The sequence below is a fragment of the Pseudomonas sp. NFACC24-1 genome (assembly GCF_900115235.1).
GTDB lineage: Bacteria > Pseudomonadota > Gammaproteobacteria > Pseudomonadales > Pseudomonadaceae > Aquipseudomonas > Aquipseudomonas fluorescens_AA.
In genome coordinates, this window is sequence record NZ_FOVS01000059.1 from 1 (window position 1) to 15,108 (window position 15,108).

At 65.6% G+C, this 15,108-nt stretch carries 2 protein-coding genes; both read right to left on the bottom strand.

What is annotated here, in order from left to right; all coding sequences use genetic code 11:
- On the bottom strand, positions 1–9,452 hold a 9,452-nt coding region (locus BM317_RS29040; RefSeq protein ID WP_092477146.1), incomplete at its 3' end, for a non-ribosomal peptide synthetase.
- A gap of 4 nt (positions 9,453–9,456) precedes the next feature.
- The coding region (locus tag BM317_RS29045; RefSeq protein WP_139236088.1) for a non-ribosomal peptide synthetase at positions 9,457–15,108 on the bottom strand (5,652 nt) is incomplete at its 5' end.

Genomic DNA, 15,108 nt, shown 5'->3' on the forward strand with positions numbered 1-15,108 from the left:
GCCAGGTGGTTGGCGCGACGGTTGAGCTGGCGGTAGGTCAGTTGTTGGTTTTCGCAGACCAGGGCCACGGCGTCGGGGTTGGCCTGGACCTGGGCTTCGAACAGGTGGTGGATCGGTTGTGCCGTGCCGAAATCCGTGGCGGTGTGGTTGAAGTCCGCCAGCAGCAATTGCCGCTCGGTGTCGGGGAGCACGTCCAGATCGCTGGCGAGGCGTTCGGGGGCTTGTTCAAGGGCTTCGACCAGCGCGGCCACGGCCTGGGCGAGGTAGGCGGCGATGCGTTGCGGGTCGATGCCGGTGATGGATTGGGCGGTCAGGGAGAAGCCGCTGCCCACATTCGCCACGGCAATTTCAATGGGGTAATTGGTGCGGGTTTCGGAGGCGATGAAGTGCATGCCTTCGTGGCTGCCCATGTCGGCGACGTTTTCCCCGGACGCGTTCACCAGATCGCCATGGCGGCAGTTGAGGATCACGGTGAACAGGGGCAGCGACGTATCCACGGCACTGCAACGCTGGGCCAGGGCCAGGGATGCCTGTTCGTGGGTCAGTAGCTCACTGAGCTGCTGGTAGGCGTCGCGGACAATGTCGCTGACGGTGTTCTGCTGCAAGCGAATGCGCATCGGCAAGGTGTTGATGAACATCCCCAGTGCATGGTCGGCCCCGGCGGTGCCTTGGGAACGCCCCGACAATACCGTGCCGAAAATCCCGTCGTCGCGCCCGCTGGTGGCCGCGACGACCAGGCCCCAGGCCGCATGGAACAGCACCGAGGTCGGGACCCCTTGAGTGCGTGCGGTTCGATACACCTGGGCGCTGAGATCGTCGCTCAAGTGTTTTACCGCACGCTTGATCCCCGCCCCGTTGCCTCGTACATCGAGCACACCATAAGGCGCGGTGGTGGTATCCACATCGGCCAGCAAGTGACGGAAGTAGGCTTCGTGGTCGGCCTGGGGCACGCTGGCGGCCCGGGCGATGAAGTTACGGTACGGTTGGGACGGTGGCAGGCTCTCGGCCTGGCCGGCCATCACGGCCTGGATCTCCAGCATGATCAGGCGCAAGGTCACGTTATCGCTGATCAGGTGATGGTCGAGCAATGCCAGCAGCCATTGTGCCCGGGGTTCGTCATAGATGACGTACGCTGCGATCAACGGGGCCCGTTGCAGGTCCAGTCGCAGATGATGCGTGTCCGTATGGTCCCGGAGCATCTGCAAGGCGTCTTCGCCGGGCAAGCAGTCCAAGGTCATGACGGGCAGTTGCGCCTGGCGATGAACGACCTGCACCGGCTGTGACAAGCCGTGCCAGCGCAACGCGGTACGCAGGATGTCGTGGCGGTCGATCACCACCTGTACGGCGGCCAGGAAGTCGTCGAGTACCTGGCGACGATCGAACGTCACCACGGTACGCATCAGGTAGGCGTCGCCTTCGGCCTGCAACAAGTGGTGGAACAGAATGCCTTCCTGCAACGATGACAGGGGGTAGATGTCTTGCACATTGCCGGCGCCACCGGGGACGTCGGCGACGATTTGCTCGATTTCCTGTTGGCTCAGGGTCACCAGCGGCAACATCTGTGGGACGATCGCCGTGCAATCGGCGGGGATCAGGTTCGCGGGGACCACCTGTTGGGTGGTGCTGCCACCGGCGAGGACGGCCGCCATGGCTTGGAGTGTCGGCGCCGAGAAGACCGTGCGCACATCCAATTGCAGACCCGCCTGACGCAGGTGCTCGATCAGGCTGATGACCAGGAACGAGTGGCCGCCGAGTTCGAAAAAGTGATCCTGACGGCCCACTCGTTCAACCCCGAGCAACGTCTGCCAGGCGCTCGCCAGGGTCATTTCGATTTCCCCCAGCGGTGCTTCGTAGTGCTGGCTCGCGGTGGCAGACAAGTCCGGTGCCGGCAGGGCCGCGCGGTCGAGCTTACCGTTGGTGGTCAGTGGCCAGGCCTCCAGGGTCACGAAAGCACTGGGCACCATGTGTTCGGCCAGTACGCTGGCCAGCTGGCTGCGCAAGGCCGAGGACTCCGGGGCGGTCCCTTCATGGGCGATCAGGTAGGCCACCAGGCGTTTGTCGCCGGGACGGTCTTCACGCACGATCACCAGCGCCTCGCGGACATCGGCGCAATCGAGCAGTTGCGCTTCGATTTCCCCCAGCTCGATACGGAAGCCGCGGATCTTGATCTGCGAGTCGTTGCGGCCTACATAGACCACGCCGCCATCGGCGCGGTAGCGAGCGATGTCACCGGTGCGATACAACCTTGCGTCGGGCTCCACGGCGAACGGGTCGGGGATGAACCGTTCGGCATTCAGCGCGTCGCGATTGAGGTAATGCCGGGCCACACCGGCACCGCCGATGTAGATCTCGCCATTGACCCCCACCGGTACCGGTTGCCGGTACTCGTCGAGAATACGCAGGCACAGGTCCGGCAGTGGCGGGCCGATCAGGCTTGGTGCGCCGGTGTCGATTTCCACCTGGCTGATCGGGTAGTAAGTGGCGTGCACGGTGATTTCGGTGATCCCGTACATGTTGACCAGACGGGTACGGGCCAACGTTGTGCGTGCGGTCCAGGGGCGCAGGCTGCGGAAATCCAGCGCTTCGCCACCGAAGATCACTTCGCGCAGGGTATGCTCCTGGTCGCTGCGCTCGCGGGCCTCGATGAACTGGCGGAAGGCGCTCGGCGTCTGGTTAAGGATCGTGACGCGCTGCTGGCAGACCAGGGCATAGAAATCATCGGGGGAACGGGCCACGTCGCTCGGGACGATCACCAACTTGCCGCCGTAACTCAATGCGCCCCAGATTTCCCAGACCGAGAAGTCAAAGGCAAAGGAGTGGAACAGCGTCCACACGTCGTTTTGGTCGAAGTCGAACAACCCGGCGGTGGCATCGAACAGCCGTGCGACATTGCCGTGTTCCACCAGCACGCCCTTGGGCAGCCCGGTGGACCCCGAGGTGTAGATGACGTAGGCCAGGTGCCGCGGCGTCAGGCCCAGCGCCCTGGCTTCAAGGTTGTGGTCCAGGGACACGTCCGTCAGGTCGTCTGTGGCGACGTAATCCTTGAGGTGCACCACCGGCACGGCATGCTCGGGCAGCACGGCGAGGCAGTCAGGCTGGGCCAGCAAGGCCACCGGGGTGCTGTCGTCGAGCAGGTAGCCGAGGCGTTCGCTGGGGTAGGCCGGATCCAGTGGCACGTAGGCGGCACCGGCCTTGAGCACGGCCAGCACCGCGCAGACCATTTCCACCCCGCGGCGGGCCAGGATCGCTACCCGGTCATCGGGCCGTACGCCTTGGGCGAGCAGTTCACGGGCGATGCGGTTGGCGCGGCGGTTGAGTGCCTGATAGCTCAGTTCGCGTTCGCCCAAGACCAGGGCGGTGGCGTGGGGCTGGGCGGCGGCGACCTGTTCGAAGCGCTGATGAATCAGCAGTTGCGCCGCGAACACGGCTTTGGGCGGCAGCGTCGCTGGCGAGGCCTGACGCTGTGCCGGGGTGAGCAACGGCAGGGCGAGCACCGGCTGTGCGGGGTCCTCGATCATGGCTTCAAGCAGGGTCTGGAAGTGCTGGGCGAAGCGTTCCACGGTGCGATGGTCGAACAGGTCGCTGGCGTATTCGATCACGCCGCCCAGCGTACCGCCGTCATCGTCCAGTGTCAGCATCAGGTCGAACTGCGAGGTTTCATGGGCCTGGGCCACGGGGACCAGGGTCAGGCCGGGCAGGCTCAGTTCAACGCCGCCAGGGGTATTGTTGAGCGACAGGGCGACCTGGCACAGCGGGTTGTGGCTCAGGGAGCGCGGTGGTTGCAAGGCTTCGATGACTTGCTCGAAAGGAATGTCCTGATGTTCGTGGGCCGCCAGGGTGGTTTGTTTGATCTGCTCCAGCAACTGCGCCACGCTCGGGTTTTGCCCAAGGTCTACCCGCAGGGCCAGGGTGTTGACGAAGAAGCCGATCAGGTTTTCGGTTTCGGTGCGGCCACGGTTGGCCGTTGGTACGCCGATCACGACGTCCGGTTCGTTGCCCAGGCGTGCCATGAGGACCGACCAGGCACTGAGTAACGCCATGAACAGGGTGACGTTGTGTGCCTGGCAAAAACGTTCCAGGCGTTCGCGCAACGGCGCAGCGATGTTCACCCTGACGTCGCCACCCCGGTAGCTTTGTACCGCCGGGCGCGGGCGATCGGTGGGCAAGGACAACAGCGCCGGCGCGCCGCCAAGCTGCTCACGCCAGAAGTCGGCCTGGTGGCTCAGGCGCTCGCTGTCGAGGACCTGGCGCTGCCAGGCGGCGTAGTCGGCATATTGAACCGACAGCGCGGGCAGCGGATCGGCCTGGTGTTGACTGAAGGCTCGATAAAGAGCGGCGAACTCCTTGACCAGGACACCCACCGACCAACCGTCGGAGATGATGTGATGCTGGGTGATGAGCAGCATGTGTTCGTCGTCGGCCAGGCGCAACAGCCGCCCACGAATCAGCGGTCCCTGGCGCAGATCGAACGGTGCCGTGGCCTCGCTGTCGGCGATGCGAGAGGCGCTGATGCTGGCCTGCTCATAAGGCAGGCTGCGCAAATCCTGCTCGGCCAAGGCAAAGCCGCAGTCTGCGGGGGCAATGATCTGCACCGGTTGTTCGCCATGACGATCGAAGGTGGTCCGCAGGCTTTCGTGACGCGCCACCAAGCGGTCGAGGACAGCCTTGAGCACGGCGTGGTCGAGATCGCCGCGCAGCAGCAAGGACGCGGGCATGTGGTAAGCGGTGCTGGCGTTTGCATCGAGTTGGTCGAGAAACCACAGGCGTTGCTGGGAAAAGGACAGCGCCAACGGTGCATTGCGGTCGGCGATGCCGATGGTCTCGGTGCTGACGGTTTGCAGGTCGCCGACGACCCGCGCCAGTTCCTCCACGGTGGGATGACTGAACAGTTCACGCAGCATGAGTTCGCCGCCCAACTGTTGCCGCACCCGGGAAACCAGTTGCGCGGCCAGCAGCGAGTGCCCGCCCAATTCAAAGAAGCTGTCACTGCGTCCCACGCGTTCGAGCCCCAGCAACTCTTGGAAAATCTGCGCCAGGGCCACTTCGACGGCACCTTCGGGCGCGGCATAACCGCGCTCGGACATGGCGTCCAGGTCCGGGGCCGGCAGTGCGTCCTGGTCCAGCTTGCCGTTGGCGGTGAGCGGGTAGGCCGGCAGAGTGACAAAGGCACTCGGAATCATGTAGTCGGGCAGGGTCGCCCCCAACTGCTTGCGCAATGCCGCCACTTGCAGCACCGCGCCCGTCTCAGGGATCAGGTAGGCGATCAGGCGCTTGCCCTGGCTCGCGTCCTCGCGGGCCAATACCCGCGCTTCACGCACGCCGTCACAGGCCAGCAGCTTGGCTTCGATCTCCCCCAGTTCGATGCGGAAACCGCGAATCTTCACTTGGGCGTCGATCCGGCCCAGGTGAACGATTTCACCATTGTCCAGCAGCTTGCCCAGGTCTCCTGAGCGATACAGTCGCTCGCCGGGCCGGAACGGGTCGGTAATGAAACGTTCGGCGCTCAGGGCCGGACGGTTCAGGTAGCCGCGACCCACACCCAACCCGCCGACGCAGATTTCACCGGCCACACCCACCGGCAGCAGCCGTTGACGGGCGTCGAGCACATAGGCCACGGTGGTCGGAATCGGCCGCCCGACATTGGAGACGCCGGCGGCGATGTCCGCCGCGCCAATGGCCTTGTAGGTCACGTGCACGCAGGTTTCGGTGATGCCGTACATGTTCACCAGCGCCACATGCCCGAAGGCACGGTGGAAGGCGTCGAGCTTGCCCAGTTCCAGGCTTTCCCCGCCGAAAATCACATAGCGCAAATGCTCCAGGCCCACCTGCGGCGTCGCCAGGGCTGCGGCGCTCAGTTGCAGGAACGCCGACGGTGTCTGGTTCAGCACCGTCACCTGTTCGCTTTCAAGGAAACCCAGCAGTTCCACCGGATCGCGGCGCAGGGCCTCGGGCACCAGGCTCAGGCGCGCGCCGTAGAGCAGGGCGCCGAAGATTTCCCAGACCGAGAAATCGAAGGCATTGGAGTGGAACAGCGACCAGACATCGTCGGCGCTGAACTGGAAGTCCAGTCGATTGTTGTGCAGCAGGCGCACGACGTTGCGGTGTTCGAGCAACGCACCCTTGGGTTCCCCGGTGGAGCCCGAGGTGTAGATCACGTAGCAGAGGTGGTCCGCCGCACTCGAGTTGGGCAGGTTGGCGGCGCTGACGCTGTTGTCCGTGGCAGCATCGAAGACCTCGATGCCGAGGGCCTGCAGCGCCGGACTCATGTCCTGGCGGGCGATGGCCTTGCGGGCGCCGCTGTCGCGCAGCACATAGGCGATGCGCTCCTGGGGCGAGCTCGGATCGATGGGCACATAGGCACCGCCGGCCTTGAGCACCGCCAGGGTGGCGACGATCATCTGTACCGAGCGATCCAGGGCGATGGCCACCAGTTCCTGGGGCTGCACGCCGGCCGCACGCAGGCGGTGGGCGAGGCGGTTGGCCTGTTCGTTGAGCTGTCGATAGCTCAGGCGCTCCAGGCCCAGATTGACCGCGATGCGGTCCGGGTACTGGCGCACCTGTTCTTCGAAGAGCTGATGCAGGGTCAGGGTCTCGGGCCAGGCCGCTTCGCTGTCGTTGAAGTCGAGGATCTGTCGCTGGCGTTCGGCGGCATCCAGCAGCGGGACGTCGTCGACCCGCTGCTGCGAATCCTCGACAAAAGCTTCCAGCAGGCGCACGTAGTGGCGCATCAACTGCTGGATGAATTCGGCGTCGAAGAATTCCGCGTTGTACGCCAGGTGTCCGGCCCAGTGTGATTCATCGGCCGTGATCAGCAGGTGCAGGTCGTTCTTGCCATAACCCAGGTTGGTTTCCAGCGTATTGACCGCCAGGCCCGCCACCAGTGTGTCGTGGTCGGTGGTGCGCTGGAAATTGAAGAGCACGTCGAACAGCGCGGTGCGGCTCATGTCCTTGGCCGGGTTGAGGGCCAGCACCAATTGGTCGAACTGCATGTGTCGGTGGCGCAGGCCCTCGGTCAGGTTGTTGGCGGTCTGCTCCCAAAGCTGTTGCAAAGTGGTGTCGCTGTCGCACAGGCCACGCATGACCAGCAGATTGTCCAGCGGCCCGACGACATCCCGCAGGGCCGGTTCACGGCAGGCGGCCGTGGTGCCGATCACCAGTTCATCGTGGCCGGCGTAGCGGCGCAACAGGGCGGTAAATGCGCTCAGGGCCAGGCTGTCGCTGCTCACGCCGACTTCCCGGGCCAATGCTTCGAGGCGCCGCGCCAGCGCTGGTTCAAGGGTGAAACCGTGGGTGGCTTCGGCAAACACATGCACCGCCGCCCGAGGTCGATTCAGGGGCAGCTCCAGGGCTTGCAGCTTGCCGCGCAGTTGATAGGCCCAATAGGCCCGCAGGTTTTCCATCACGGTGGCCGGCAGGTTGCGTTGCCAGGCGGCAAAGTCGCCATAGTCCAGCGGCAATGCCGGCAGGTCGGCGCTGCGCTCGGCGCAGGCGGCTTCGTAGAGGGCCAGCAGGTCGCGCTTGAGCAACTGCATGGCGCTGCGGTCGGCCAGCAGATGGTGCACGGCGATGGCCAGGATCCCATGCTGATCGCTTGCCCGAACCAGGCTGGCACGTACCAGGCTGCCGCCGTCCATGTTCAACGGGCGACGGGTCGCGGCCAGGGCCTGGCCCGCCAAGTCGTCGGGGTTGCCCTGGAGCAGTTCGAGCGTCAGGCTGGCCGGGCCGTCGAAGTGTTGCCAGGCCCGGCTACCGTCGCTCAATACCCGGCAGCGCAGGATGTCGTGGCGGGCCAGCAAGCCGTCGAGGGCGGTTTGCAGGGCCGGTTGATTGATCTCACCGGTCAACTCCAGCAGTAACGCAATGTTGTGATAGACCGGATTGGCGTCATACAGGTAGCCGGTTTCGAAGGTATCGACGAACCAGAGCCGCTCCTGGTGATAGGACAGCGGGGTCTGTCCTGGCCCGGAGACTTGGGCGGTGACCTTGGGCAAGGCCTGGGTCGGGTCCAGTTCCAGGGCTCCGATACGGGTGTCGGGGGCGTCGGTAAAGCAGTGCAACAGGCGCTCGAAGCGCGCGGCGAGGCGTTCGATGGTGGCGGCGTCGAACAGCGCGGTGGAATACGACAGGCTGCAGGACAGGCTCGGGCCGCCTTCGTCGATGTGCAGGGACAGGTCGTGCTGGGTGTTGTCCTTGCGCGACGGCAGGAACTCCAGGTTCAACCCCGGCAACTGCAACTGGCCCCCGGCACCTGCGGCATTGGTGTAGAGCATGGTCTGGAACACGGGGCTGTAGCTGGCGCTGCGCGGAGGCTTGAGGGCCTCGACCACCAGTTCGAATGGTGTGTCCTGCTGGGTGGAGGATTCCAGCATCAATTGCTTGACCTGCTGCAGTACCTGGTCAAGGGTCGGGTTGGCTTCCAGGCGCACGCGCAGGGCCAGGGTGTTGACGAAGAACCCGATCAGCGACTGTACGTCGTGGCGGTCGCGGTTGGCGGCGACGGTGCCGATCACCAGATCCTGTTGACCGCTGATGCGGGCCAGCAAGACCGCCCAGGCAGCCATCAAGGTCATGAATGGCGTCGCGGCGCGGGACTGGGCGAACTGGACGATGGCGGCGGACAACGACGCCGGCAGGTCGAAGCCCAGGGTTTCGCCGCGGTAGCTCTGGACCGCCGGACGCGCCCGGTCGGTCGGCAATGAAAGCAGCGCCGGGGCGCCGGCCAGGTGGGCGCGCCAGAATTCCACTTGTCGCTCCAGGCGCTCGCCTTCCAGGTGCTGGCGCTGCCAGGCCGCGTAGTCGGCGTACTGCCGGGTCAGCGGCGGCAGCGGGTCGGGCTGCCCCGCGCTGAATGCCTGATACAAGCTCGCGAATTCCTTGACCAGGATGCCAATGGACCAGCCGTCGGAGATGATGTGGTGCTGGGCGATCAGCAGCCGGTGCTCATCGTCCGCCAGGCGGAGCAGGGTGCCGCGGATCAGCGGCCCGTGCAGCAGGTCGAACGGCGCCGCGGCGGCGTTTTCGCTCAGGTGTGCGGCCTCGGTTGCGGCCTGCTCCCGGGGCAGGTGTCGCAGGTCATGGGTCACGAGGCTGAAGCCGCAATCGGCCGGGGCGATGACTTGCACCGGTTGCTCGCCTTCGCGGCGGAACGTGGTGCGCAGACTTTCATGCCGTGCCACCAGGCGATCGAGGGCTGCCGTGAGGGCCGCCTGGTCGAGGGCACCTTGCAGCAACAACGAGGCGGGTATGTGGTAGGCGGCGCTGGCGGTCGGGTCCAACTGGTCGAGAAACCACAGCCGCTGCTGGGCGAACGACAGCGCCAGCGGCGCGGCGCGATCGACGCAGGGCATGTCCTCGGCAACGGTTTCGATGACACGCGTCGCGCCACGTTGCTTGAGCAGTCGCAGCAGTGCGGCACGTTTCAACTGGTCGAGACTATCGTTATGTTCGTTCAATTTATTAAGCATCCTTGGAGACGATAGCGAGCAGTTCGCTTTCAGACAGCGAAGCCATTTCTTGTTGCAGGTCGAGCAATTCATCCGACTCGTACTGCGCCAGTTGCAGGGTGTTGATCAGGTCGGCCAGGGCCAGCAGAGAGGGGTGTTCGAACACGCCCCTGAGCGGCACTTCGACACCGAAGATTTCCCGCGCCCGAAGCGTGACTTGCACCGCCAGCAACGAGTGACCGCCGAGTTCGAAGAAGTCGTCGTGCCGGCCGACCCGTTCCAGGCCCAGCAAGTCGGCCCAGAGCTGTGCCAGCAGCGTCTCGGTTTCACCGTTGGGCGCTTCGTACTGGCGGCGGGCAAAGTCTTCGTTGCCGGGCGCGGGCAGGGCACGCCGGTCCAGCTTGCCATTGGGGCTCAACGGCAACCGCTCGACCACCACGAACGCCGCCGGGACCATGTAGTCCGGCAACTGCGAAGTCAGGTAAGGCCGTAGCGTGCTGCTGGCATTACGGCCAGCCAGGTGCGGCTCGACGCTCAGGTAAGCCACCAGGCGCGTCGCCCCCGGGGTGTCTTCGCGAGCGATGACCGCGGCCTCGCGCACCCCCGGCAGGGTCAGCATCAGTGCCTCGATCTCACCGGGCTCGATACGGAAACCGCGGATCTTGACCTGCTGGTCGTTACGCCCGAGGAATTCGACCACCCCATCGGCGCGCAGGCGCACCAGGTCGCCGGTGCGGTACATCCGTGGCTCGTCGCCCGGGGCGAACGGGTCGCTGAGGAAGTGTTCGACGTTCAGTGCCGCCCGGTCCAGGTAGCCGCGGGCAACCCCCGCGCCGCCCACGTAGAGTTCGCCCGGCACGCCGAGCGGTACCGGCTGGCGCTGTTCATCGAGCACGTACAGGCGGCTGTTGGGAATCGCCCGCCCGATGGGCACCGCGCCAAAGTCCGCGGCGGTGCAGCGATGCACCGTGGTCCAGACGGTGGCTTCGGTGGGGCCGTACTCGTTGTACAAAGTGATCGCCGGCTCAAGCCCGGTGCATTCCTGCACCAACTGCGCGGGACAGGCTTCGCCGGCGACGATCATCTCTTGCAGGCTGCCACGCCCGTTGCCGCTGGCAAGGCTTGCCAGCACCAGGCGACCCAGGGACGGCACACACAGCAGCGAAGTGACGGCCTGTTCGCCAATGAAGCGGGCGATGGCCTCGGGGTTGCGGGCGGTTTCGGCATCCGGGATGCACAAGGTGCCGCCACTGACCAGCGTACCGAAGATCCCGGCCACGGAACTGTCGAAGGCAATCGACGACAAGAGCAGGAAGCGCTTGCCGGTCGCCGGTCCATACACCGTGCCCCGGGCCAGCGTCGAGGTCACCAGGTTGCGGTGCTCGATCATCACGCCCTTGGGCTTGCCGGTGGAGCCGGACGTGTAGATCACATAGGCCAGGTGCTCTGGCGTCAGGCCGACGCTATCGGGTTGAGGATCGCGGCTGTTCGACGGTGTCGCCAGCGCCCGTTCGATGGCCAGGTAGCGAGTGCCTTCCTGCAATGTGCCCACGGCCGCGCGACCGACCGGGTCGGCCAGCAACAGGCGTGGCCTGGCGTCCTCGATAATCGAGGCCAGGCGCTCGGCGGGGTAGGTCGGGTCCAGCGGCACGTAGGCGCCCCCGGCCTTCAGGATGCCCAACAGGCCACTGATCATCGCCACGCCGCGTTCGACGCAGATGGCCACCAGGTCCCCCGGCAAGACGCCAGCCGCGATCAACTGCTGGGCGAGGCCGTTGGCCTGGGCGTTGAGCTCGGCATAACTGAGGGATTGGCGGCCGTCGAGGGATGCACAGGCGTTTGGCGTGCGGCGAACCTGTTCTTCGAACAGCTGTTGAATGCACAGGCCAGTCGGGTAATCCACCTCGGTCTGGTTAAAGGTGTCCAGCAGCAGGGTGCGCTCCTGGGCAGGCAGCACGTCCAGCTGCGTGAGTGGGATCCGAGGCGTGTACATCAAGGCCTGGGCCAGTTGCTCCAGCGCCCGTTGCATCAGGGCGCAGATGCGTTGCGGGTCCACTGCCTGCACGCTTTGCACGGTCAGGCCCAGGGAGTCGCCGTAGTCGTTGACCGACAGGGTCAGCGGGTAATTGGTCCGCTCGGCGCTGTCCAGGATGCGCATACCTGGCCATTGCAGTTGGCTGTCGTCGCGCTGGTGCCGATAGTTGAGCAAGGTGGTGAACAGCGGCAAGGCACTGGGCACGCCACTGCAACGTTGGGCCAGGGCCAGGGAGGCCTGTTCGTGGGTCAGCAGTTCGACCAGGTCGCGGTGAGTGGCCAGCACCTGTTCGTTGGCACCGGCGGTCAGTGGCACGCGCACTGGCAGCGTGTTGATGAACACGCCCAAGGCCCGTTCGGCCCCGGCCGAGCCTTGCAGGCGCCCGGCGACCACGGTTCCGAACACCACATCATCGCGGCCGGTACAGCGGGCCAGTACCTGCGCCCAGGCGACATGGAACAGCGTCGCCGGGGTGATGCCCCGCTCCCGGGCCAGGGCCCGCAGACGCAGGTTGAGCTCGACGCTCAAGGTCACATTGGCTTCCTCGATGTGACGGCCGTCGCCTTGTACCTCCAGCAGATCGAAGGGCGCGGTGGGTGCATCCACATCGGCCAGGCGGCGGCTGAAATAGGCTTCATGGACGTCGGCGGGGATGGCCTGGGCCTGGGCAATGAAGTCACGATAGGGCTGCGGTGCCGCCAGGCCCTCGGCTTGGTCATGGAGGATCGCGTGGATTTCTTCCAGGACGATTTCCAAGGTCACGTGGTCGCTGGCCATGTGGTGGTTGAGCAGCGCCAGCATCCAGCGCTCGGAATGCGGATCCTGGGCGATGCAGGCACGCATCAGCGGCGCCTGGCGCAGATCCAGTCGCAGTTGCCGCGGATCGCTCAGGGCTTCGAGCTGGCTGAGGGGGTCCTTGTGGCTGTCGAGGGAAACACTGTGCACCGGCAAGCGCGCCTGGCGCTGTACGACCTGCACCGGTTGAGGCAAACCGTCCCAATGCACGCAGGTGCGCAGGATGTCGTGGCGATCGATCACCTGCTGCAAGGCGGCGGTGAAGGCATCGAGGCGCTGGCGGTTGTCGAACTGCAGCATCGAGCGCACCAGGTAGGCGTCGCCTTCGTGTCCCAGCAGGTGATGGAACAGGATGCCCTGTTGCAGCGGTGCCAGGGGGTAGATGTCCTGGATGTTCGCGGCACCGCCAGGTACGGCGCCGACGATACGTTCGAGTTGGTCCGCGGTCAGCTCCACCAGCGGCAACATGTCCGGGGTCAGGGCGGTGCACGCGGGCGGAATACGGTTTGCCGGTGCCTGGAACGTCGGTTGTGGGGCGTTCGTCAGGGCTTGGGCGAGTTCGGCCAGGGACGTGCTGCTGAAGATCGTCCGGACATCCGCGTGCAAGCCTTGCTCGCGCAGACGTTCGATCAGGCTGACCGCCATCAGCGAATGGCCGCCCAGCTCGAAGAAACCGTCATGACGCCCGATGCGCTCGACACCCAGCAGGGCTTGCCAGATCCCGGCAATGATCAGTTCGACGCGACCCTCGGGCGCCTCAAAGGCCCGGCTGGCGTAGGCGTCCTGATCCGGTTCGGGCAGGGCGCGACGGTCGAGCTTGCCATTGGGCGTGAGCGGCAAGGTGTCGAGCACGACGAAGGCGCTGGGCACCATGTGCTCGGGCAGGCGCTTGAGCAGTTCGGCGCGCAATTGCCCGGCGGCGGCCGGCTCGCCACACAGGTAGGCAACCAGACGCTGGCCGGACGAGTGCTCGCGAGCGATGACGGCGGCTTCGCGCACACCCGCCAGTGCGGCGAGGGCGGCTTCGATCTCCCCCAGTTCGACCCGCAGGCCACGGATCTTCACCTGATCGTCATTGCGCCCCAGGTACTGCAAGGTGCCGTCAGGCAACCAGCGGCCGAGGTCGCCGGTCTTGTACAGGCGTGCGTCGGCCTTGCCGTAGAACGGGTCGGCGATGAAGCGTTCGGCGCTGAGTTGCGGCAGGTTGAGGTAACCGCGGGCCACACCGACACCGCCGATATGGATCTCGCCAGGCACGCCCACTGGCAGCAGTTGCCCGTGGGCGTCCAGCACATGCAATTGCATGTTTCGGACTGGCCGGCCAATGGGGATCGACTGGTGCCGGTAGGTCTCAAGGTCGCTGTCGACGGTGTACCAGGCGACCACGTCGCTGCACTCGGTCGGTCCGTAGCTGTTGATCACTGTCGGCCGTGGCTGGGCGAGTTTTTCCAGCATCGCGACCTGGATCGGCTCGCCCCCCAGGACCACCCGTTTCAGGCAGGCCAGGGCTTGCCCGTGGTCGGCGTCCACCAGTGCGTGGAAGGCGCTGGGCGACATATTGAGGTGGGTAATCCCGGCCTCGGCGACCTGGGCGACGATGGCGCCTGGGTTGAAGGGTTCGGCGGCCAGGTGCAGCGAGGCCCCGACCATCAGCGGTGCGAGGATGTTCTTCTGGGTCAGGTCGAAGTTGTAGGAGGACGCCAGAAGCACCGCGTCGCCGGCGTGGAAAGCCAGGTCCTCGAGGTACCAGTCCAGCAGGTTGCGCAAGCCGCGATGCTCGACCATCACCCCTTTGGGCAAACCGGTGGAGCCGGAGGTGTAGATCACGTAGGCCAGGTGACTGAAATCCAGCCCCTTCACCTGAGGGTTGTGGGTCGGGGCCTGGGCCAGGGACGCGCTGCCCAGTTCCAGCGTCGCCAGGCCTTGTGGCACCGGTAACTCGTCCAGGCCGGGTTGGTGGACCAGGGCCCGCGGCTTGCTGTCGGCCAGCATGTGGGCCAGCCGTTGCGCCGGGTACTGCGGGTCGAGCGGCACATAGGCCGCGCCGGCTTTCAGGATACCCAGCAGGCCGATCAGCATGTGCGGGCTGCGGCGTGCGCACAGGCCGACGGTGTCGTCGGGCTGCACACCCAGTGCGATCAAACCGTGGGCGACGCGGTTGGCCTGGGCGTTGAGTTCGGCATAGCTCAGGGTCTCCCCGGCGCAGACCAGCGCCACGGCGTCCGGGGTGAGGCTCGCCTGGGCCTCGAACACAACATGAGGGAAGCGGTTCGGGCTTTCGTCCAGGGCAACACTGGCCGGGTTGAAGGTTTCCAACAGTTGCTGGCGCTGTGCGTCATCCAGCAACGGCAGGGTCGCCAACGGCTGCGTGGCATCGTCGAGCAGGGCGTCGAGCAGGTGCAGCAGGTGCTGGCCCCAACGGGCGATGGTGCTTGCGTCGAACAGGTCGGTGGCGTATTCGAACTGACCGCTGATGCAGTCGCCGTCATCGTTGAGGGACAGGCTCACGTCGAACTGGGTGGTGCCGGTGGGCTGGGGCAGTGGGGCCAGGCTCAGGCCAGGCAATTCCAGGGCCTGGTCGCGCGGGGTGTTACCCAGCACCAGCATGGCTTGGAACAGCGGGCTGTGGCCGAGGCTGCGCTCCGGTTGCAAGGCTTCGACGACCTGTTCGAATGGCAGGTCCTGGTGGCTGTAGGCGTCGAGGGTGGTGGCCTTGATCTGTTCCAGCAACTGGTCGACGCGGCTGTGGGCCTGGACGTCGATGCGCAGGGCCAGGGTGTTGACGAAGAAGCCGATCAACGCCTCGGTTTCCCGGCGTGGGCGGTTGGCGACCGG